This window comes from Roseateles terrae (genome assembly GCF_014192155.1).
Taxonomy (GTDB): Bacteria; Pseudomonadota; Gammaproteobacteria; order Burkholderiales; family Burkholderiaceae_C; genus Roseateles; species Roseateles terrae.
Map to the genome: position 1 here is coordinate 78,168 of NZ_JACHXO010000004.1, position 21,106 is coordinate 99,273.

The following is a 21,106-nucleotide window of genomic DNA, read 5'->3' on the forward strand; positions in this document are numbered from 1 at the left end:
CACCAAAACAACAAGAAGAGACAAACATCCGAAACCACCCTCAGAACAAGAGCGGCAGGTCCCCAGAGACCCACAACCGCCGTCCCGAACGCAACGACGTTCTTTCTCGATGCCTCCGGCGCTTGCGCCGGATTCGCTGGGCCCATCACCGGCGATCTCACGAGGCACGACTGCGATGGATCACAGGCCTCAGCCTGGCGCCGCAGATCGCTCCGCGACCTGAACCGCCCTTCCCGGCTCCTCTTCAAGCGGCCTGGCTGGACCGGATGGCGCTTGAACATCCGGGCTGGCAACCGGGCACCGAAGGTTGGGAACTCTCCTGTCATGCGCTGGTGCAGTTCTTTCGAGCCAGCGCGGCCAGTGGCGACCGTCCCTGCGCCTTGCCGTCCCGCGCGGCCGACCTGGTCTGGCACCTCTGGCTGGAGCTGGACCCCGAAGGCCTTGCCAAGTGGCAACGCATCCGGTGGGGGCGGGTCATCCCTCATCATGAACACGGTCCAGACAAGGACACCCGCGAGGCCCTGGCCCGCTGCCTCGTGCGGACCTGCCGGCTGGAGCGGCGCTCACCGGTCCGCGGCCGCCTGCCCTTGCTGTTCCGCTTGGACGGCCTGCTGCGCACTCCGGAAGGCTGGGCTTACACGCGGGGTCCGCGTGGACGGGTGCTGCACCGGGATCTGGACAGCGAGGGGCAAGCGCATCCCCACCGTTGGCGCCATGACGAGCTGGCTGCGTCCCGCCTGTTCGGCTTCGGGCTGATCGGCGCCGCCGAAGCGGGCGTGTCGGCCAAGCGCGCCGAGGCACGGGACGGTGGCGGCGACGGAGGCGGCGGCAGCAGTTGTGGCAGCGGTTGCGGCACCGGCTTCAGCGGTGGAGGATGTGACGGCGACGCCGGATGCGGCAGCAGCTGTGGCAGTAGCTGTGGAAGCAGCTGTGGCAGTGGGTGCGGCAGTTGAGCCCAGGCCCTCAGCCTCTGCAGTCCGGTGACGCCTCCACGATGAACTCTATGCCCGCCGCGGTTTGGACCCCAGCGCAGACGCCCCCTGCACCATCACTGAGCGTTCGAATTCGACGTCGACGCCGAGCCCTTCAGCAACTGTCGTACCGCTGCAATCTGCCCATCGTCCTGCTGCTGCACACGCGTCGTCGGCGAGCAGCCGCTGAATTCCGCAGGGCCACGCCCCTTGGCAAACACTAGCAGATGCATACCCGGAGCCAGGTCCGGCTGAATGAGCGCGATCTTCGGGCCCTCGGCTTTGTAGTTCTGGTCGTTGAACGGCGAGCGGATTCGGGAGACTTCCTGCGGATTGCCCTTGAGCACCGTCTCCACCTCAAAGGTGGCCTCGATCCCTCGTTTGTCGTCCAGCAAAGTGGCGGACTTCACCTGGGCCACAAAGATATGGTCGTATTCGGCCACCATCGACGGTAGCGGCTGCCGGAAGCAGCTCATGCTCCAGGCCGGCACGAAGGCCGCAGTCAGGACGCATGCGCTGAGAAGTCGGAGAGCTGGATGCATGAGCACAGTCTACGGCCCCTCCCGATAGAGGGTGTTACCAGCCGCAAGATCGCCGATAGTCGCCATTCCGTGCGCCGGACCACACTCTGGCCTTTTCGTACGTGAATGCACTGATTTATCGGTTGAAACTGGCCCATTCCTCTTCCTACACTGGTGAAAACGCCGTGCGTGGTCCACGCCCAGGCGTCTCAAGGGAGGTACCCATGGGCTATGAAGCGCAGGTGCTCTGTGAGCTTGGAACAGAACGGCAAACCGTCCTGGCTTTGCTTGAATCCCAGGAACTGGTCCTTCGCGGCCCCTTGCGCCGTCGATTCCTGATTGCGTACATGGCCGCGCCCCGTGTGGATCGCGGCGCATTGACGTTTGAATCGAAGGACGGCGACACCGTCGCCCTGCATCTGGGCGACGAGTTGGCGCACAAGTGGCTGAAGAAGATTCAGACCCCACCGCCCCCGTTGGCCGCCAAGCTCGGCATTGGCTCACACGCACGGGCTGCCGTTCTCGGACCGATCACCGATGCATCATTGGCCCAGGCCCTCAAAGGCGCGACCACCGACGACTTCAGCCGTGCCGATGTGTTGATTGCCATGCTGCATGGCATGAGCGACCTGGAAGCCGTCGTTGCCCAGCACGCGTCCATGCCTTGCCGCGGCGTCTGGCTGGTGCATCGCAAAGGCCCCGACGCGGCCTTGCCCGATGCCCAAATCCGAATGGCCATGCGGGAACTGGGCTACAAGGATCACAAGATCACCGGCGTTTCGTCGGAATGGACGGCCACGCGATACGCGAAGCCAGCGCAATGAGGCAACGCCAGCACCGCAATGCGGACGGCTACTTTGGACACCGCCAGGTTCGGGGACCAAAGTCGCAGTGGCGCAGAAGAGCCGCAATGCCATACTGAAGTTCTTTGCAACTTCAGTGGGTCGCCTCCGGCATCGCAATGGTTCGTGTGTCGCGTTGGTTGTGGGCATTGCCCGTGCTGGTCTTCGCGCTGGCCACCTGGCTGCTGCTGGGGCCGTGGCGTTCGGCGCCTGCGGACATTGCGCCCGCAACGTCCGACGCTGCCGCGTCGTCAGCCCCTGCCGTTCGCCTTAACTTGCCGCTGAGCCAGGATCCCTGGGCCATCGTCGCTGAAGCGTCCCGCCTGGCCGACGCGTCGCAGGCACACGCACAAACGCAGACCGACTGCAGTTGGCAGAGCGCCGATGAACAACGACTGCCGGAACCGGAGCGCGAGCGTCAAAGCGCGCAGCAACTCAATGCGCACTTGCTGGCCCTGGCGGCGCGGCTCGATGCCGCGCCAGATGAACTGGGCCGATTGACCGGTGCCGTTTTGAAGCAGGATACCGACGCAGTCGTACGAATGGCCCATGTCACACAGGATCCCGTGATCTATGGACTGGCACTCCGCGTCTGCGGCTCAAGACCGCCTGTCTCCGCCTGCCAGTCTTTGCAGCCGGAGCACTGGGCCCAATTGAACCCGTCCGACGCGAGCGCCTGGTGGGCGGTCGCAGCCACCCGCACCGACCCCGCATCGGCCCTGCTGGCCGCACAACGCGCCATCCAGTCTCCCCAGACCACAGTGCTGGACGGCCGCCTCCTCAAACGCGCAACCGAACTGCCGGGGTTCCCGCCGGACATGCTACTGCCGGTGCTCAGCATGACTCTCACCATCAATCCGTATTCATCGGCTTCCGCATTGACCCGGGCCTGCGCCCGCGAAACGCCGGAACAGGCCACCCCAAAGGCCGAATGCAGCTCGCTGGCGCTGGCGGCGCTTCGTCAGGAACCTTTCTTGAATGGGCGGATCATGCTGACGACTCGAGCGCAGCAATTGGGCATTCCCGCGCAGCAGCTTCCTGCCACGCTGCGCGAGCTGAAACAGCTTCGCCATGACATGGAAGACTGGCGCATGGCAGGCTTGACGGACACGGCGGTCCATTGTGCGGACGCACAGCGCGTGGTGGCGTTCGATATCGACGTCATGAACGGCGGCGATGTGGCTGCCTATAAGCGGACAAGGCAGCGGCTCGCAGCCGCAGCGTCGGTGTCGGCGTCAGCGCCATCGGCATCGCCAGCCGTCCGTCGGCCGTGACCATGCCGCGATCGCGTTGATCGCTCAGCGCCCTTTGCGCTGGAACCCTTCCCGCGCCCGATCCAGCCACTGTGCCGCAACGCCCAAGGCTTGACTGCCCTTGCCCAGCAGAGCTGCTAGCTCCGTCTCCGCGCGTTCCTTCCAGGACTCGTCCGGGTCCGGCAGCGGCGGCAGGATGTGGGCGAAATAGCTCTTCCCCAGCCATCGATGCAGCAGGCGCTCTCCGGGGAAGGGTTCATTGTTGTTGAGGGCGCGCGCCCCCTTGAGGATGTTGCGGATGTCGTATTGCGTCGGGCTGATATCCGGCACCTGCTTGGGGATGCCCAGCAGGGTGTAAACGCCAACGCGGGCGGTGCGTACCGACGCCTCCATGGTGAAGATGATGTCGTTGCTGGTCTCCACAAACTGCCCCATCAGCGCGAGGTTGGTGCAGCCCTGCGGCACCACATGCGGACGGTCACCGGCAGCGCGAGGCATGAATTGCGCAGTGATGTAGGGCATCAGCGAAAGCCTCACCTGCGTCTGTGACGCCACGTGATCCAGCTGGTCTTCAATGCCCAGATGGAAGCACAGCTCAGCCAGCACCTCGCGCCCAGTGCATTGCGGCATCGGCTTCTTGACGTGGTTGCCGTCCTTGTCCATCAGCAGCGCATACACCCACAGCACCAGCACATCCTTGGGCTGGTCCGGGAAATGCGGCTGGCGGTTGCAAGTAAAGCTCAGCACCCAGTTGGAATCGGTGAAGGTGATGATGCCGCCCGTCACCGTCTTGCCCGAATACGGATCGTTGACCGCCAAGGTCTTCAGACGCTCGACCAGCGGCGATGGCCGACAGGTCAGCGTCGCCGATTCCCACATCGACCCCGCCGCATTGCCGTAAAACTTCTTCGGCTTGCCAAACACAGGCGACTTCAATGAGAGGTTCTTCCACAGCTGCCAGTCGCTGTCCTCGCCGGGCTCTTCATTGCCTCGCTGGAGCACCGGCGCGTGATCCATGTCGCCATAGGCCGTGCCCTCGGTCATGGATCCGGTCAGCGCAAACACCACATCGCCCGGCGCCACATCGATGCGCTGGTCTTGTCCCTTCACTTTGCAGCGGATGCCAGTGACCGTCTTGCGATCGCCCTCTTCTGCCAGATCCAGGTCATAGGCCCGGGTGGCCCATTGCACCTTCACGCCGTGCGCCTGCAGATGCCGCATCAGCGGCACCACAAAACTGTCGTACTGGTTGTACTTGGGAAACACCAGCGCCGACATGTCCGTCAGCCCGTCAATCGCATCCAGGAAGCGATGCATGTAAAGCTTCACCTCCAGCAGGCTCTGCCAGTTCTCGAAGGCAAACATCGAGCGCCACAGGAACCAGAAATTGGTCTCCAGGAAGCTGCTGCTGAAGTAGTCCTCAATGGTGATGTCGTCCAGGTCTTCCTTGCGCTTGAGGAGCAGCTTGAGAATCTCCAGCTGATGCGAGCGGCTCAGGCCCAGGGTGGAGAAGTCCCGGATCTCGCCCTGGCGATGCATCAGGCGGGCCTTGGACCAGTTCGGGTCCTGGTCATTCACCAGACGGTATTCATCCAGCACGCTGTAGCCCGGCGGCAGCTCCAGCGCCTGAACGTCCTGGAACAGGTCCCAGAAGTTGTCGTAGTTCCAGTTCATTTCGCGACCGCCGCGAATCAGATAACCCTGCTCGGCGTTGCCGCTGCCGTCCAGCGATCCACCGGCAATGTCCAGCGTATCCAGCAGGGTGATGTCTTCCCCCTTCATGCCGCCATCACGGATCAGATAAAAAGCGGCTGCCATCCCGGCAATGCCGCTGCCGATGATCCAGGCCTTGCGCCCGGGTATCGGCGTCACCAACGGGCGGTGACGCGAATAGGGGCCGAGCATGTCGGGCGGGGGCAGGGTGTCCTGCGGGCCCTTGTGCCAGAAACCCTGGGTAGCGTCGGCCTCGACCTGAATGGTGTTCTGGCGAGGAAGGGACGGTGTCGTCATGGAGCGGCCTTTCTGCAATGCCGGAACCTGCACCGTAGCAGGTCGGCGGATGACGACCAATGTATCGATCGACCTCCGCCTCTCCTTTGATGTTTGTCAGCCAGCGCGCCCGTGAGAGAGCCGGCGGGACACCGGCATGGCGCTGTGACCGTGGCGCGCCGTCAGCGGGTCGTGGCCGGCAGGCGGAACTTTTCCACCTGCGCCGCGAGCTGCTGCGCCTGGTCTCGCATCGAAGCGGCGGCGGCCGCGGTCTGCTCCACCATGGCGGCATTTTGCTGAGTGGCCTGGTCCAGGTCCTGAATGGCGGCGCCCACCTGGCTGATGCCATCCGTCTGGGCCCGGGTTCCCGCAGCGACATCCCGCAGCAGCCGGTCCATATGGCCTGCGCCGTCCACGATGCTGCCAATCGCCTGACGCGCCTCCTGCGTCACCGTGGAGCCGCGGCGAACGGTGTCCATGCTGGTGTTGATCAGGGTCTTGATCTCGCGGGCCGCTTCCGCACTGCGCCCGGCCAGGGTCCGCACTTCCGTCGCGACCACGGCAAAGCCACGGCCCTGCTCGCCCGCCCGCGCCGCTTCCACAGCGGCATTGAGCGCCAGGATGTTGGTCTGGAAAGCAATGCTGTCGATCATTGCGGTGATGTCGCCGATGCGATGGGCGGAATCGTCGATGGCTTTCATCGTCTCAGCCAGCTCCGCCATGATGGTGCCGCCGTTGGCGGCCAGGCTGGCATTGCTGCCGGCCATTCGGGTGGCTTCGTCCGTGCTGTCGGCTGTCGACCGGACATTGGCGCCGATCTGTTCCATGGCCGACGACGATTCCTCAAGATTGGCGGCCGCCTGTTCGGTGCGTGCGGAAAGGTCTGACGATGCCGCAGCGATTTCCGAGCTGGCCGACACCATGCCCAGCGACGATTCCCGCACCTGCACCACCATCGCCCGCAGGCTGTCCTGCATGGTGGCCAGCAGCAGCATCAATTGCGCGGCCTCATCCCGCCCCCAGGGCGACGGCCGTGTGGTCAGGTCACCCGCTGTCATGGCTTCCAGGTGACGGCCGACTTCCCGCAGTCCGCCGCGCATCACGAGGTAAAACGAAAAGAACAGATAGGCGGCCACCAGGAGGCACAGCGCCGTGACCGCCAGAATCCACTGGCGGGCGTTTTGCGTGCTGGCGACGCGCTGCTCCAGCAGATCCTTCAGCAAGACGTTGCTGCGGCCGGACAGGGCCCGCAGTTCATCCACCGCGGTCTGCCCCACCGAATTCAGGCCTTCCACATCAGCCTTGAATTCGTCTCCAAACCAGCGCCGCTGCGCCGCAGCAAAGAAGGCATCCGCGGCCTGACCGGCACGCTCCGCGTCCAGCCGCTCACGCACCTGGGCATTGAACTGGCCCGCGTGGCGGACGGCATTGCGCACGTCACCAAGGGCATCACTGCCATGGAACCAGTAGCCATACAGCTGTCGAATCGCCGCCGGGGTGGCCAGGCTGGCCGTCCCCTGAAGGCTGCCACTGATGGCGCTGGAGCGAGAAATGTCTTCGATCACATCGGAGATCAGCGGTCCCGAGAGGGTCATCAGGTAGTAGGTGTCCTGATCCGGGTCCAGCGTCAGGCCGGAGGTGTCCAGCGTGAGATCACGCAGCGCGACCAGTTCGGTGACCAGCCGCTGCATGCGGGACTCAAGGTCCGGGCTCCCGGCGTCCACGCCGCCCTGCACGAGCGCCGCATGAGCGGCTTCTACTGCGGCGACGCCTTCATGCAGGTTGATCGAGGCCGGCAGCGTCTTGGACAGCTTTCGGAACGCCTGCGCGGCGTCTTCCACCGCGGAAAGGTCCACGCGCGGCGCCATGCCGGACATGACCAGTCGACGCTGCTTCTGCGCTGCAATCAGCCACGGCTCCAGCGACTGCACCACGTCGACGCCCACCAATTCACTGCGGGCGAAGTCGATGGTGAGTTGGCTGGTGCGGTAGTAGGCCCCGCACAACAACATCAGCGGCACCAGGAAGGCCAAGGTGATGAGCCACGCCTTTGCACCGAAGTGCAATTGGCGGAACAAGCGCACCCCAAGCGCCCACGGGCCGTGATGCGCGAAGAAGCGACTTCCTCCGCGTGTCGGGTCGTTGTGTCCCATCAAGCTCGTGGTCAGGCTTCCGTCCATTTCCATTGCTTCGCTCCCGCGACAAATCATCACGGGAGCGAAGTGTCATACTATTTCGATACAAATGATGGTTACGCTACCAAACACAATGACAAAATCGTCCAGATTTGGCGGCTTTGAGCGCATTTTTGGCAGCGTTGCATTCGACCCCATTGGCATAAACCCCGGTGATCCGGGGCGGCAACGGCCGGTCGGGCAGTCCGCCATTTTTATCATTTGAATGCTGGAGCGTAGGTCGGACTCGACACCGCCGGGCGCACCCGGGTCACCGCATCCGCTTGCAACGTCATTCCATGGCGCGGTGGATCAGCGTCCAGGCCCCGGCCACCAGTCCAGCCGACACCAGCCACACCAGCATCCGTTTCACACCGAGGAAGTAACGCGCACGCTCCGCCGGGTCACGGATCCAGTCACGGCCGAACGGCGGCTGCCTGCCGATCACAAAGAAGAAGAGCGGCAGCAGCACGAAGACCAGCATGAACCCGCCCCACAGCAGGTTGGAGCTCAGGGAGGACAACGACGTCTGTGACGCGTGCCAGTGCTCGAAGGCCATACCGCCCACGGCGGCCCACACGCCGGCGGCTGCGGCGGTTGTTTGATTCGGCTGAATGCTCATGCGGGCCACTCTATGTGGGTGAGCGCCCGGCTGCCATCGCGGAACTACGCAGTCCGGGCTTCGGAAATCCCGGCCGCGCGACTCAATGCGTGGTCTTGTTTCGACGCCATTCCACGTAGCTGGTCAACTCCGGCAGCGGCAGGAATCCTTCCTCCTGCGGATCCTCAGGCAGCTCGCAGACTTCAATCACGTCCACATCACTCGCAGCGGACTTCTCGCCCAGCGCGGTGTCCAGGATCACCAGCAATCCGTTGGCAAAGGACTGTTCCTGTTCCTCGTCAAAGCCAGGCATGGCCACACGAAGCCCCAGCACTTCCGGTGCGTCTTCATCAATCAGGGGCTGAAACCACATCGCGCGGGGATCCAGCTCCAGGCCCTCGTACTGAATGCCAAATTCAAACCCCATTGCCGGCTTGAGGGCGATCACCTCCCAGCCGTCCAGGTCCGGCGCCACCGAGACCATCGCCTCCACCAGCGGGAACAGCTCCCAGTCGCCCTCGGCGGTGATGACCAGCTCCCGCTCAGCGTCGCCCGGCATGGACACCTCAAACCACAGTCCGTCATCCACCAGCTTGAGATGCTCCAGCAATTCGTCCCAGAACGGATGCTCGGGCGACTCCAGCGCATCCAGCTCTTCCTGATGGGCCTTGAGCCAGGACCAGAACGCGGTGATCTGTTGCGGGTGGACGGTGTCTTTCATGCAATGCCTCCGTTGTGAACCCATTATCGACGCCGGGCCGTCCCGGAGCAGCGGCGGGATGACTCAGAATGCGGCATGCAGTTCAACCGTATTCGTGCCATCTCCCTGGACCTGGACGACACCCTCTGGCCCTTCCGACCCTGCCTCGTCCGGGCCGAAGCAGCCTTGCTGGCCTGGCTCCAGACGCATGCCCCCGCCACCCAGACGGTGCTGGCGGATCCGGCCGCGCTGATGACCTACCGTGCCCGCGCGCAGGAGCGGCATCCGGAATTGCGGGCGGATCTGAGCGGGCTGCGGCGGGCGTCGATTCGGGCGATGCTGGAAGATTGCCAGGAAGACCCTGCCCTGGCGGAGTCGGCGTTCGAGGTGTTCTTTGCCGAGCGGCAGCGGGTGGACCTGTTTCCCGAAGTGGAAGAAGCGCTGGGCCAGCTCAGTGAGCGGCTGCCCCTGGTGGCGCTGACCAACGGCAATGCGTGCATCCACAAGGCGGGCATCGGGCGATTCTTCAAGGGTGCAATCAGTGCGGCGGTGCTGGGCGTGGCCAAACCGGAACCCCAAGCCTTTCACGCGGCAGCGTCGCTGGCGGGGGTGCATCCGTCCGAGGTCCTGCATGTGGGGGACGACTGGCACCTGGATGTCGTCGGCGCGGTTGCGGCCGGCGGGCATGCCGCCTGGGTGGTCCGGTCGCCGGAAGCCCTGGGGATCGCGCCGGGCTGGGCCCCGGGACATGGGCTTGGGCCTGCACATGACAGCAGCACCGGCGCAGACGTCCCGCACCTGCGGATCACGGATCTGCGGCAGCTGTGTGAGCAGATCGGCGGCTGATCGGCTGATCGGCTGATCGGCGCGCCTGGTGGTCGCGCCTGGTGCTCGCGCGTTGTTGTCTTGTCTGGTCGTCGCGTCTGGTACCGGAGCGGTCCGAGCCTGCCGCCATCCAGCATACGGATGGCAGACTGGCGAGCGTCACTGATCCTTCGCCAGCGGCAGCAAGGCCTTCGCCGCTTCAATGCGCAGTGCCATTGGCACGGCACTGTCGTTCATCACCTGCATCAGAAATGCGCGAGGGTCGCTGAACGTCGGTGATCGTGAGGGGACGCCGCTCGTGAAAGGGGCTATTGCCTTCGCGACGGCAGCAGCGGCGTCCGCGTCGGCATGCTCGTCAGGATCTGCCGCCGTCCAACGCCCCGCCGCGGCGTCAGACGTCGTCTTTAGGACGCCGACGGAGATGGCGGAGGTCTCGCCCGGATTCAAAGCCGCCTCCACCCCCTGCCCCAATCCCTTCCAGGCGTCCTGCCACTGCACGGGCGATATCGACCGCAATCCGCGCAGCAACTCCGCCTGCCCCTCTTCATTGGGCGGAAAGTCCAGCCACGGCGTCTCTTCAAAGACCGGTGCCAGTCCGGGTGCGACGAAGGCCGACCACTGATCCGGCGTCACTGCCGCCGGCACCGGACGCGCATGGGTCCAGCCCGCCGCGGTATCCGTCAGCTCCTCACCCGGCGAAGGGGCAGGAAAGCGCTGCACCCGCACCTCCTTCAGTTCCGGCAGGAAGCGTCGCTGCACCGCCTGCAGGAAGCGCGCGGCATCCTGCGCCGCAACCGCCTCCTCCAGGGACCACCACAACTGAAAGCTCGGCCCGCCGGCAATGGCAATGGCGGGTGCCGGCCACGCCAGGTCCTCCTGCACCGCACGCCACAGTGGCGCCACGACGGACCAGTCCACCGGCCGACCGATGTCCAGCACCAAGGCGCGCACGCGGCCATCGGCGCTGATCAGGTCCAGCCCGCCAGCGGCCTCAGGCGCCGTCGCAGTGGCGGTTGCAGTCGCGGTCGCGGCATACAAACGGTCAAATTCAGCTTGGAGTCGACTCATGGGCAACGGCATCAAACAAACCTGAACTCTACTGGAGCCGCCGGACGCCCCACCCCACCTGGGGGGCCGCCCCTGCCCAGCCGTGGGCATTATGTGTACCGTTGCAGCTGGATGGCGGCGGCGCCGTCACCGCGGAGGGTGCATGAATCCGACCGACCTCTGGCCGGCGCTGGTCGCGCTGCTGCTGGCACTGGGCACCACCTGGGTGCTCTCACGCCGCAGCCCATTACCGGAAGCGAGGGCCCGCTATCGGAGCATCGACGGTTTGCGCGGCTACCTCGCATTCGGCGTCTTTCTGCATCACGCCACCCTCTGGCAGAGTTACCGCGTCTCCGGCGCCTGGGCCTACCCGCCATCGGCGTTTTACGTCAACGCCGGCAAGGGCAGCGTCGCGCTGTTCTTCATGATCACCGCCTTCCTGTTCTTCGGCCGCCTGCTGGACGCCCGCACCCGTCGCATCGACTGGGCCCGGTTGTTCCTCGGCCGTCTGATGCGCCTGACACCCGCCTACCTGCTGATGTTGTTCCTGATGCTGACGCTGGTGGCCGTATTGACCCGGGGACGTCTGCAGGTGGAGACGGGCACGCTGCTCGGCAGCCTGAAGGACTGGCTGCTGTTCACCATCCCCGGACGCCCGGATGTGAACGGCCTGGCGCGCACCGAAATTCTGGTGGCCGGTGTGACCTGGTCGCTGCCGTACGAATGGATGTTCTATGCCGCCCTGCCGGTGCTGATGCTGATGCTGGGCGGACGTCCCGGGGTGCGCCCGCTGATGGTGCCGGTGGTGGCTGGCGTGCTGCTGCTGGTGTGGCGGCCTTCGCTGGGCAACCTGATGCCGTTTGCCGTGGGCATCGCGGCGGCCTTCGCCGCGCGGTGGCGCCCGCTGCAGCACTTTGCACACACGCCGCTCGCGTCGGCGCTCACGCTGACCAGCCTGGTGGGCGGATTTGCTTTGCCCATGTCCGCCGTCTCACCTCTGCCGCAGATGCTGCAAGCCTTTGCCTTTGTGCTGATCGCTTGTGGCAATGACCTGTTCGGAGGGCTGTCCTCCCGACTGTCGCGCCACTTCGGGGAGCCGACCTATAGCGTCTATCTGCTGCATGGGCTGGTGTTATTTGTGAGCTTTCACTGGTGCGTGGCATGGATGACCGGCGTCAACGCTGCGCAGTTGAGCGCCACCCAGCATTGGCTGGTGGTCTGGATGATGACGCCGGTGCTGATGACGCTCAGTCACTGCAGCCACCGCTATGTGGAGATGCCGGGCCTGGCGCTGACGGAGCCCTGGCTCCAGCGCATCCGGGCGACAGCGGTCTGGGGCGCTTCCCCGCAGCGCCCTTAGACAAATCTTTGAAGACACGCTGGAATCCTGCTTTTCGTCAATTCACCGTCACAAACGATAGGCACAATGCAAGGCATCCGAGACAAACAACCGGCTGCGACATAGGGCAGAAAGCTGGAACCCGTCACCAGCGTCCGGATACCTATCCCCAAGGCCACCGACTCAGTGCGGTGGCCTTTTTCTTTGGCTCGTTGGCTCTTTGGCGCGGATCAAGGCGGCAGCGACAGGCGACGTTGCTCGTTCATTGCCAGATCCAGAATTGCTACTTGTCGTGCGCGTACGGTCTTTGCCGCCGTCGCGCCCAGCCGTCACCTCATGTAAAGAACCATAAAACCGGACCTTTTGGCGGCGGTCCCGAAGGGGGCGCGTGCGATCCTTCGGCCTCTTTTCAACTCTGACACGAAGTTCGCCGCGTCCCGCGTCCCAGCCGCCGCCAAGTCCGGACCGCTTGCATCGCCGTTGCTCTTGCCTGCCCCGATGACACGCACCTGCCACCCCGCCTTGCATCCGCTTTCCCTGGCTCTGCTGATGGCCTTGAGCGCCCTGGCCGCGCCCGCCCAGGGCCAAGGCGCACCTGCGCCTGCACCTGCACCTGCACCTGCAGCCGCGAGCCCCACCGCTCCCACGCCCACAACGGCCCCAGCACCCGCTGCCACACCGGCGCCTGCAGCCGCCCGCGCTCCGGGCCGTTCACAGGCTCCAGCGTCCAAACCCTCCAACGCGCCCGCGTCCCCCGCGCCAGCGCCACGGCCCGACGACGACCCGCAGCAACTCCAGCGCGTGGAGGTCCAGGGCAAGTCCAGTGACGATGCCCAGCGGCGCGCGTCCACGGCGTCCAAGATCATCATCGGCCGCGAGGAAATCGAGCGTTATGGCGACAGCACCATCGGCGAGGTGCTCAAGCGCCTGCCCGGCGTCACCACCGGCGGCCGTCCAGGACGTGGTGGCGAGGTCCGTATGCGCGGCATGGGGTCCGGCTACACGCAGATCCTGGTCAACGGCGAGCGGATGCCGCCGGGTTTCTCCCTGGACGAACTGCCGCCCGACCAGATCGAACGCATCGAGGTGATGCGCGCGCCTACGGCCGAGTTCGGCGCACGCGCCGTGGCAGGCACCATCAACGTGGTGCTGCGCGAGGCGCTGCAGCGGCGGCTCAATGAAGTGCGCGCCGCGCTGGCGGCGGAGAACGGGCAGGTGCGTCCGCACCTGAGCTGGACCCGCAACGACAAGCTGGACGACCACGGCAGCGCCTACAACCTGACGGTCAATGCGATGCAGAACCGTCAGCAGGAGGATGTGAACAGCCGCACCGTCACCCTGGTGCCGGACACCGGTGACCAGACGGTGCTGCAGACCCTGGGTCGCAGCAGCAGCAGCCGCAAGTCCCTCAACATGACGGGGCGTGTGCAATGGCGGCTGGACGGCGGCGACACGCTGGCGCTGCAGCCGTTCGTCGTGGTCAACCGCGGCACGAGTGCCAGTGTCTACGATCAGGTGCAGACCCCTGAAGTGACGTCCGGCCCGGACCATTACGACTTCAACCATGTGGAAACGCAAGGCACCAACCGCTCGGTCATGGCGCGTCTGAATGCTCAGTGGAACAAGCGCCTGAGCGATGTGAGCCGTCTGGAGCTGCGGGGGGGCGTCGGCCGCATGTCGATGAACAGCGAGAGCGACCGCCGCGAATACGAAGACACCACCCTCACCCGCACCCAGGACGACCACACCCGCAGCCGGGACACCTCCTGGAGCTTCAACAGCAAATACAACCACCAGCTGCCGGACGAGCACAACTTCGTCGCCGGCCTGGAGGGTGAAGGCACCGGCCGCAACCAGACGCGCAATTGCCTGCAGAACGGCAGCAGCTGCAGCTATCTGCTGGACTTTGGGGATGACGTCGATGCGTCCACCCGCCGCCTGGCCGCCTATGCGCAGGACGAGTGGAGCGTGGGCAAGCAATGGGGCTTTTATGCGGGCCTGCGCTGGGAAGGCATCCAGACCGACAGCAAGGCCACCAACTACAACGTCAGCAACAGCTCCAGCGTGTGGACGCCACTGCTGCATGCGGTCTACAAGCTGGACGACAAAAGCCGCGAGCAGATCCGCGCCAGCCTGACCCGCAGCTATCGCTCGCCGCAGCTCAATGACCTGATTGCGCGGCCCAGCGTCAACTCGCAGTACCCGTGCCTGAATGGCGTGCCCTGCGGCACCAATGCCATCAACTATCCGGACCGGATGGGCAACCCCGACCTGAAGCCGGAGATGGCCACCGGGGTGGAGCTGGGCTGGGAAAAATACATGACCAAGGGGGGGCTCATCAGTGCCAACCTGTTCTATCGACACATCAACGACCTCATCCGCACGGTCACCGCGCTGGAGGATGTGAGCTGGTCCACGGAGCAGCGCTGGGTGGCCAAGCCGCGCAACATTGGCACGGCGCAGACCTACGGGGTGGAGCTGGAGGCCAAGTTCCGGCTGGATGAATATCTGACGGATGCGTGGCCGGTGAACATCCGCAGCAACCTGTCACTCTTTCATTCGAAGGTGGACGGCATCCAGGGGCCTGACAACAAGCTGGACCAGCAGCCGCGCTACACCGCCAACCTGGGTGCCGACTATCGGCTGCGCAGCCTGCCGCTGACGCTCGGGGGCTCCGTCAATTACACGCCGGCCAACACCGTCCAGCAGACGACGCTGACGGCGGTGAGCAGCGACAAGAAGCGGGTGTTTGATCTGTTTGCCAGCTGGAACCTGTCCTCCAGCACGGCACTACGGGTCTCGGCGACCAACCTGGCGCCGCTGGACTACGGCACCGGCAGTGTCTCGGTGGTACCGGCGCGCTACGCCGCCAACGGCACCCTCATCAGCCCTGCCAAGCTGGTGACCGGCGAAAGCACCGGGCGCAGCTTCACACTGTGGCAAGTCCGCCTCGAAATGAAGATTTGATCTCCACGCACCCAAGCGCTGGCTCCAGCGCAGCGCCGAGCCAACCGCGATCGGGTTGACCGCACGGGGGCCGCCGCCGGGCCGCTCCCAAGGCGGCCCCCAGCCCCCGCGGGGGGCGGATGGGTGCGCCCTAGGCGCAACCATCCGGGGGCTCCATCAAGCAAAAGAGGCCACCCAACTGGGTGGCCTGAAAGGTAGTCATCGAGGGCGATCACTACCTGGGCGACGGGACCGACCAGCGTCGGTCCCCCACGAGAATCATCACGGGCGCAGCCGGAGCGGGGCAACCATCCCCGGCTGCATCCGCCTTATCGGTTGACCGCGGTCGCGCGTTGCTTGGCCATCGCCGAGCCCGACGGCGACCACAAGGTGGCGCTCAGCCCCAGCACCATCACACCCATCACCATCCACATCAGCGGCGTGATGCGACGGCGGCGACCAATCGGACGCGGGCGGGAAGATGTGCGAGCTGCGCGCAATTGAGGCGGCACTTTGTAGGGGGACAGGCGTTGCAGACGCACGGCCTGTTTGCTGCCGTCACTTCTGGAAACAACCTCGAAGCTCAGGCGCTCACCTTCCTGCGGTGCCTGCCCGTCCATCGGGAATGCGGACACATGAACGAAGAGCGCTTCACCGCCCTGTTCCGGCTGCAGCAGCCCGTGCCCACGTTCCCCATACCAACTGTTCAAAGTGCCTTCGAATCGCATGGTGACCTTCCCCCTCGCATGAACTAGAAAAACCCGGGTGTCTCACGTCCGGGAACGGAACGCATGGTGCCCACACTGGCCCCGGGTGGGGCAACAGCCTGTAAGCGCTGCAACGCCCGGCCTTCCCCCCCGAAATGGAGGGTGCCCATTGCTGCGATCCGAGGGGTGAAGTCAGCGGAAGGGGTCAGGGCTTGGACGGCAGTTGCCCGTCGATGCCCTGCACATAGAACTTGATGCCCTGCAGGAACTTGTCATCGGCGACCTGATCCTTGGCCAGCACTTCCTTGCCATCCTGCCCCAGCATCGGGCCCTTCCAGATGACAAAGCGGCCGTCCTTCAAGCCGGCCTTGATCTTGTCGACCCGGGCCTTCACCTCGGCCGGCACGACGCTGTTCAGGCCCACCAGATCAATCGCCCCTTCCTTCACGCCCCACCAGCTGTGCTTGCCCGCGCCTGCGGTCCAGCTGCCGTCCAGTGCGGCCTTGATGCTGGCGCTGTAATAGGGCGTCCAGTTCACCACGGCGGAGGCCAGGTGGGCCTTGGGACCGTAGCTGCTCATGTCCGAGTCCCAGCCGAAGGCATAGATGCCGTTTTTCTCGGCGGTCTGCAGCACGGCGCTGGAATCGGTGTTCTGCATCAACACGTCAGCCCCGGCATTGATCAGCGTCTGTGCCGCATTGGTTTCCTGAGGCGGGTTGAACCATTCGTTCACCCACACCACCTTCACCGTCGCCTTCGGATTGGACGAGCGTGCACCCAGGGTGAAGCTGTTGATGTTGCGGATGACCTCCGGAATGGCGATGGAGCCGACCACGCCCAGGGTGTTGGACTTGGTCATGGCACCGGCCACCACACCGGCCAGGTAGGCGCCCTCGTAGGTGCGCGCATCGTAGGTGCGCATGTTGGCTGCCTGCTTGTAGCCAGTGGCATGTTCAAACTTCACCTGCGGACTGTCCGCCGCGACCTTGAGCATCGGCTCCATGTAGCCGAAGGTGGTGCCGAAAACCAGGGTGTTGCCCTGCTGGACCAGATCGCGGAACACCCGCTCGGCGTCCGCGCCTTCGGGTACCTTCTCGACGAAGGTCGTCTTGATGCGGTCGCCAAACTCCTGTTCCACCGCCTTGCGGGCGTTGTCATGCGCGAATGTCCAGCCCCCGTCCCCCACCGGGCCGACGTAGGCAAAGGCCACCTGCAGCGGCGCGCTTGCCGCCGCAGCGGGTGCGGCACCGGATGCGGCGGGGCTCGTTCCGGCGTCGTCCTTCTTGCCACAGGCGGCCAGCATCACCACCGCGGCGGCAGCCACCAGCAGGGGATGGCGCAGGCCTCCCCGGCGTTCCCGGCGCCGCTCAGGGCGGGCGGCGGCACGGGCGGCTGCATGCCGTGGCGTCATGCAGGCGGCGTCCAAAGGGCGGACGAAGAAAGACAGGGTAGACATGAACACTCCTGAACGAGAAATGAAGGGACTGATGCCGCTGGCAAGTCGCGTCGGGTCGGGCCTGCGACCGGCGCAGTGGTTCCCGCAGCCATCGGCGCAGCAACCCGCCCAACCATCGTCGCAGCCATCGGCGAAGCCATCGCGCAGCGCACGGCTCATCCAGCCGATCGGCCAACTTGCCTGCATCACGCGCCGGGATGGAAAGGCTTGCCGAGCGAGGCCGGCATGTTGGCGCGGATGAAGCTCTCGTTGCGCGAGATCAGCACCAGCACCACGATGGTGGCCAGGTAAGGCAGCATGCTGAGGAACTGGCTGGCCACCTGCACGCCCTGCCCTTGCAGGTGAAATTGCAGCATGGTGACGCCGCCGAACAGATACGCGCCCAGCAGCACACGGCCGGCCCGCCAGGTGGCAAAGCTGGTCAGGGCCAGGGCGATCCAGCCCTTGCCGGCGATCATGCCCTCCACCCACAGCGGTGTGTAGACCACCGAGCAGTAGGCGCCGGCCAGGCCGCACAGCGCGCCGCCGGCCACCACCGCCATCAGGCGGATGCGCCGCACGGGATAGCCCAGCGCATGGGCCGACTCCGGCGACTCGCCCACCGCCCGCAGCACCAGTCCGCCGCGCGAGCGGGCCAGCCACCAGGCCAGGGCCGCGGCGAGCAACAGCGTCAGATAGACCAGCGGATGCTGGCGGAACAGCGCGGGGCCGATCCACGGCAGGTCCGACAGCACCGGAACGGCGAAGCCCGGGCGCGGCCCCAGCGTGGCGCGGGTGTAGTCCTGCCCCACAAAGGCCGAGAAACCAGCGCCAAACAGGCTCAAGGCCAGGCCGGTCGCATACTGATTGGTGTTGAGCAGGACCACCAGCAGGCCAAATGCTAGCGCCATCAGCGCGCCGGCGCCCATGCCGGCCAGGAAGCCCACCACGTCGCTGCCGCTGTGCACCGTCGCGGCATACCCGGCAATCGCCGCCATCAGCATCATGCCTTCGGCGCCGAGGTTGACCACCCCGGCCCGCTCATTGATCAAGAGCCCCAGGGCAGCCAACGCCACCAGGGTGCCGGCGTTCAGCGTGGACGCCAGCAGCAACGGCCAGGCATCCATCAGCGGGCCTCCTTCGGTGCAACCCGGCGCAGCCGGTAATGGATGAGGGTGTCGGCCGCCAGCAAGGTGAACAGCAGCAGGCCCTGGAAGACGCCGGTGATGGCCTTGGGCAGGCCCAGGCGCGACTGCGCCAGTTCACCGCCGATGTAGAACATGCTCATCAGCAGCCCGGAGAAAACGATGCCCACCGGATGCAGCCGGCCGACAAAGGCCACGATGATGGCCGCAAAGCCATAACCGACCGGCACATACGGCGTCAGCTGGCCGAGCGGACCAGCGGTTTCCAGGCCGCCGGCAAGGCCGGCAAGTCCGCCGGACAGCATCAGCGTGCCCCACAGCGCGCCGCGGGACGAGAAGCCCGCATACCGCGCGGCGGCGGGCGCCAGTCCGCCGACCTGCCAGGCGAAGCCGGCCATCGAGCGGAACATCAGCCACCACACGCCCACCACCGAGGCCAGCGCGATCCACACGCCGATGTGCAGCCGCGTGCCGGAGAAGAGTTTGGGGACCTGGGTCACCGGCAGGAAGGTGATGGTCTGCGGAAAGTTGTAGCCCGCCGGGTCTTTCCAGGGTCCATAGACGAGGTACTGCAGCAGCAGCTCCGCCACATACACCAGCATCAGGCTGACCAGGATCTCGTTGGCATGGAAACGGTCTCGCAGCAGCGCCGTCACGCCGGCCCAGGCCATGCCGCCGACAACGCCCGCCAGCAGGATGAGCGGCACGATCCACCGCCCCGTCTCCGGCCCGGCCTGCATGGCCACCCAGCCGGCGGCCAACGCGCCGACGATGTACTGGCCTTCGGCCCCGATGTTCCAGACATTGGCCCGGAAGGCCACGGCCAGGCCCAGGCCGATCAGGATCAGCGGCGTCGCCTTGAGGCCCAGCTCGCCCCAGGCGTAGGCGCTGCGCACGGGCTCCCAGAAGAACATGCGCAGACCCTGCACCGGGTCCTTGCCGAGGGTGGCGAAGAGGACCACGCCAATCACCACGGTGCACAGCAGCGCCACCAACGGCGAGAGCAGTGACATCCAGCGCGACGGCTGCGGACGGGGTTCAAGCCGGAACATGCGCGGCTCCTGGCTGGGTACCTTCCGGGGTGGGTGGCGCGTCCGCCGCCGTCCACAGACCGCTCATCCACAGGCCGATGCGTTCCACCGTGGCCTGCGCCACCGGCAGCACCGGGGACAGCCGCCCCCCGGCCATCACCACGATCCGATCACTCAGCTCCAGCAATTCGTCCAGCTCCTCACTGACGACCAGCAGCGCGCAGCCCTGGTCCCGCAGGGCCACCAGCTCGGCCCGGATCTGCGCCGCGGCGCCCACATCCACGCCCCAGGTGGGCTGGGCCACGATCAGCACGCGTGGCGCCGCGGAGATCTCGCGGCCCATGATGAATTTCTGCAGATTGCCGCCGGACAGGCTGCGGGCGGTGGCCTGCGGTCCGGCAGCGCGCACGCCAAACCGCTCGATGAGACCAGCGGCCAATGCCGACGCCCGCGACGGGGACCAGTGCCCGAACCGGCCGACCGGTTCACGCCGGGTCAGCAAGGTGTTCTGAGCCAGCGACATCACCGGCACCGCGCCACGGCCGAGCCGCTCCTCCGGCACGTGATGCAGACCGAGCGCGCGCCGCTGTCGCGGGCCCATCGGTCCGAGGTCGTGCTCGGTGCCATCGTCGGCGGTCCAGACCAGGGTGCCGCGCGGCGCGCGCCGGTCCTCGCCGGAGAGCAGGCGCAGCAGTTCCTGCTGGCCATTGCCGGAGACCCCGGCCACACCGAGGATGTCACCCGTTTTCAAGGACAGTTGCAGGTCCCGCAGCGCCACACCATGCGGCACCTCCGGCTCGGCGCTCAGTCCGCGCAGGCTCAGGCGCACCGGCGCCTCGGTGCGGGCAGTGCGCGGCGGCGGCCGCTGGGGCTCGGCGCCAATCATCAGGCGCGACAGCCCCGCCGTGGTTTCCTGCCGCGGATCGACCTCGCCGGTGACCCGCCCGCTCCGCATCACCGTGCATCGCTCGCACAGGCTGCGGATCTCATCCAGCTTGTGGCTGATGTAGAGGATGGAACAGCCCTGCGCGGCCAGCTGGCGCAGGGTGACAAAGAGCGTCTGCACCGCCTGCGGCGTCAGCACCGAGGTGGGCTCGTCCAGGATCAGCAGCCGTGGCCGTGTCATCAGCGCCCGCAGGATTTCCACCCGCTGCCGCTCGCCGACCGACAGGGCATGTACCGGACGCTCCGGGTCCAGCGGCAGGCCATAGGCGGATGACAACTCCCGCACCCGGGTCCGCACCTCGTCCAGGGTGAGCGACCGGTCCAGCCCCAGCCAGATGTTCTGGGCGGCAGTCAGGGAATCGAAGACCGAAAAATGCTGGTGCACCATGCTGATGCCCAGCGCGCGCGCCCGCGCAGGATGGCGCACCGCCTCCACCTGCCCGTCCCACAGCATCTCGCCCGCATCGGCCTGGACCGCGCCGACGATGATCTTCATCAGCGTGGACTTGCCCGCGCCGTTTTCCCCCAGCACCGCATGGATCTCCCCCGGCTCGACGCGCAGGGAGATGTCGTCATTGGCCTTGACGCCTGGATAGGACTTGCTGATGTGGCGGAGTTCCAGGCGTGCGGTCATG

General features: G+C 65.9%; 18 protein-coding genes. 6 read left to right on the forward strand and 12 right to left on the reverse strand.

Going from position 1 to position 21,106, the window contains the following annotated elements:
• Window positions 1-266 precede the first annotated feature (266 nt).
• Window positions 267-953, forward strand: a complete 687-nt coding sequence (locus FHS28_RS12275; protein ID WP_088450831.1) for a UCP032817 domain-containing protein — start codon at window positions 267-269, stop codon at window positions 951-953.
• Between the two features lie 95 nt (window positions 954-1,048).
• On the opposite strand, the gene FHS28_RS12280 is transcribed toward FHS28_RS12275, so the two are convergent.
• Complete coding sequence (locus FHS28_RS12280) at window positions 1,049-1,447, reverse strand: hypothetical protein (protein ID WP_184294698.1); 399 nt, start codon at window positions 1,445-1,447, stop codon at window positions 1,049-1,051.
• 167 nt (window positions 1,448-1,614) lie between these two features.
• Between FHS28_RS12280 and FHS28_RS12285 the strand changes: the two genes are divergently transcribed.
• On the forward strand, window positions 1,615-2,316 hold the full coding sequence (locus FHS28_RS12285) for a hypothetical protein (protein WP_184294701.1): 702 nt from the start codon (window positions 1,615-1,617) through the stop codon (window positions 2,314-2,316).
• A 112-nt stretch (window positions 2,317-2,428) separates the two neighbouring features.
• Here the strand turns inward: FHS28_RS12285 and FHS28_RS24445 are convergent, their stop codons facing one another.
• Complete coding sequence (locus FHS28_RS24445; RefSeq protein WP_259373062.1) at window positions 2,429-2,554, reverse strand: hypothetical protein; 126 nt, start codon at window positions 2,552-2,554, stop codon at window positions 2,429-2,431.
• A 226-nt stretch (window positions 2,555-2,780) separates the two neighbouring features.
• Between FHS28_RS24445 and FHS28_RS12290 the strand changes: the two genes are divergently transcribed.
• Entirely contained in the window at window positions 2,781-3,608 is an 828-nt protein-coding gene (locus FHS28_RS12290; RefSeq protein WP_184294704.1) for a hypothetical protein, read from the forward strand.
• Between the two features lie 24 nt (window positions 3,609-3,632).
• Here the strand turns inward: FHS28_RS12290 and FHS28_RS12295 are convergent, their stop codons facing one another.
• From FHS28_RS12295 to FHS28_RS12310, 4 genes are all read right to left on the reverse strand, one after another.
• Window positions 3,633-5,597 carry an oleate hydratase gene (locus tag FHS28_RS12295; protein WP_088450839.1) on the reverse strand — a complete coding sequence of 655 codons (1,965 nt, stop codon included), beginning with the start codon at window positions 5,595-5,597 and terminating at the stop codon, window positions 3,633-3,635.
• A gap of 161 nt (window positions 5,598-5,758) precedes the next feature.
• Complete coding sequence (locus FHS28_RS12300) at window positions 5,759-7,660, reverse strand: methyl-accepting chemotaxis protein (protein ID WP_310736777.1); 1,902 nt, start codon at window positions 7,658-7,660, stop codon at window positions 5,759-5,761.
• Window positions 7,661-8,042: 382 nt separating this feature from the next.
• Window positions 8,043-8,372, reverse strand: a complete 330-nt coding sequence (locus FHS28_RS12305) for a hypothetical protein (RefSeq protein ID WP_088450841.1) — start codon at window positions 8,370-8,372, stop codon at window positions 8,043-8,045.
• Window positions 8,373-8,454: 82 nt separating this feature from the next.
• The gene (locus FHS28_RS12310; RefSeq protein ID WP_088450843.1) at window positions 8,455-9,072 is read right to left on the reverse strand and encodes a hypothetical protein; all 618 of its coding nucleotides are present in this window, start codon (window positions 9,070-9,072) and stop codon (window positions 8,455-8,457) included.
• Between the two features lie 75 nt (window positions 9,073-9,147).
• On the opposite strand from FHS28_RS12310, the gene FHS28_RS12315 reads away from it, so the two are divergent.
• Complete coding sequence (locus FHS28_RS12315; protein WP_088450845.1) at window positions 9,148-9,897, forward strand: HAD family hydrolase; 750 nt, start codon at window positions 9,148-9,150, stop codon at window positions 9,895-9,897.
• 138 nt (window positions 9,898-10,035) lie between these two features.
• On the opposite strand, the gene FHS28_RS12320 is transcribed toward FHS28_RS12315, so the two are convergent.
• On the reverse strand, window positions 10,036-10,944 hold the full coding sequence (locus FHS28_RS12320) for a hypothetical protein (RefSeq protein ID WP_088450847.1): 909 nt from the start codon (window positions 10,942-10,944) through the stop codon (window positions 10,036-10,038).
• A gap of 142 nt (window positions 10,945-11,086) precedes the next feature.
• Between FHS28_RS12320 and FHS28_RS12325 the strand changes: the two genes are divergently transcribed.
• Together FHS28_RS12325 and FHS28_RS12330 are read left to right on the forward strand one after the other, a co-directional pair.
• A complete protein-coding gene (locus tag FHS28_RS12325) occupies window positions 11,087-12,283 on the forward strand; it encodes an acyltransferase family protein (protein WP_184294707.1) in 1,197 nt (398 codons plus the stop codon).
• 528 nt (window positions 12,284-12,811) lie between these two features.
• Window positions 12,812-15,229, forward strand: coding sequence for a TonB-dependent receptor plug domain-containing protein (locus tag FHS28_RS12330; protein ID WP_184294710.1), 2,418 nt, complete (start codon window positions 12,812-12,814; stop codon window positions 15,227-15,229).
• A gap of 308 nt (window positions 15,230-15,537) precedes the next feature.
• Here the strand turns inward: FHS28_RS12330 and FHS28_RS12335 are convergent, their stop codons facing one another.
• From FHS28_RS12335 to FHS28_RS12355, 5 genes are all read right to left on the reverse strand, one after another.
• Complete coding sequence (locus FHS28_RS12335; protein ID WP_088450853.1) at window positions 15,538-15,936, reverse strand: cold-shock protein; 399 nt, start codon at window positions 15,934-15,936, stop codon at window positions 15,538-15,540.
• Window positions 15,937-16,120: 184 nt separating this feature from the next.
• Complete coding sequence (locus FHS28_RS12340; RefSeq protein ID WP_246410017.1) at window positions 16,121-17,371, reverse strand: BMP family ABC transporter substrate-binding protein; 1,251 nt, start codon at window positions 17,369-17,371, stop codon at window positions 16,121-16,123.
• A 185-nt stretch (window positions 17,372-17,556) separates the two neighbouring features.
• Window positions 17,557-18,477 carry an ABC transporter permease gene (locus FHS28_RS12345; protein ID WP_088450855.1) on the reverse strand — a complete coding sequence of 307 codons (921 nt, stop codon included), beginning with the start codon at window positions 18,475-18,477 and terminating at the stop codon, window positions 17,557-17,559.
• Entirely contained in the window at window positions 18,477-19,547 is a 1,071-nt protein-coding gene (locus FHS28_RS12350; RefSeq protein ID WP_088450857.1) for an ABC transporter permease, read from the reverse strand. Before FHS28_RS12350 ends, FHS28_RS12345 begins: the two co-directional genes overlap by 1 nt.
• Window positions 19,534-21,105, reverse strand: a complete 1,572-nt coding sequence (locus tag FHS28_RS12355) for an ABC transporter ATP-binding protein (protein WP_088450859.1) — start codon at window positions 21,103-21,105, stop codon at window positions 19,534-19,536. Before FHS28_RS12355 ends, FHS28_RS12350 begins: the two co-directional genes overlap by 14 nt.
• Window position 21,106 lies beyond the last annotated feature (1 nt).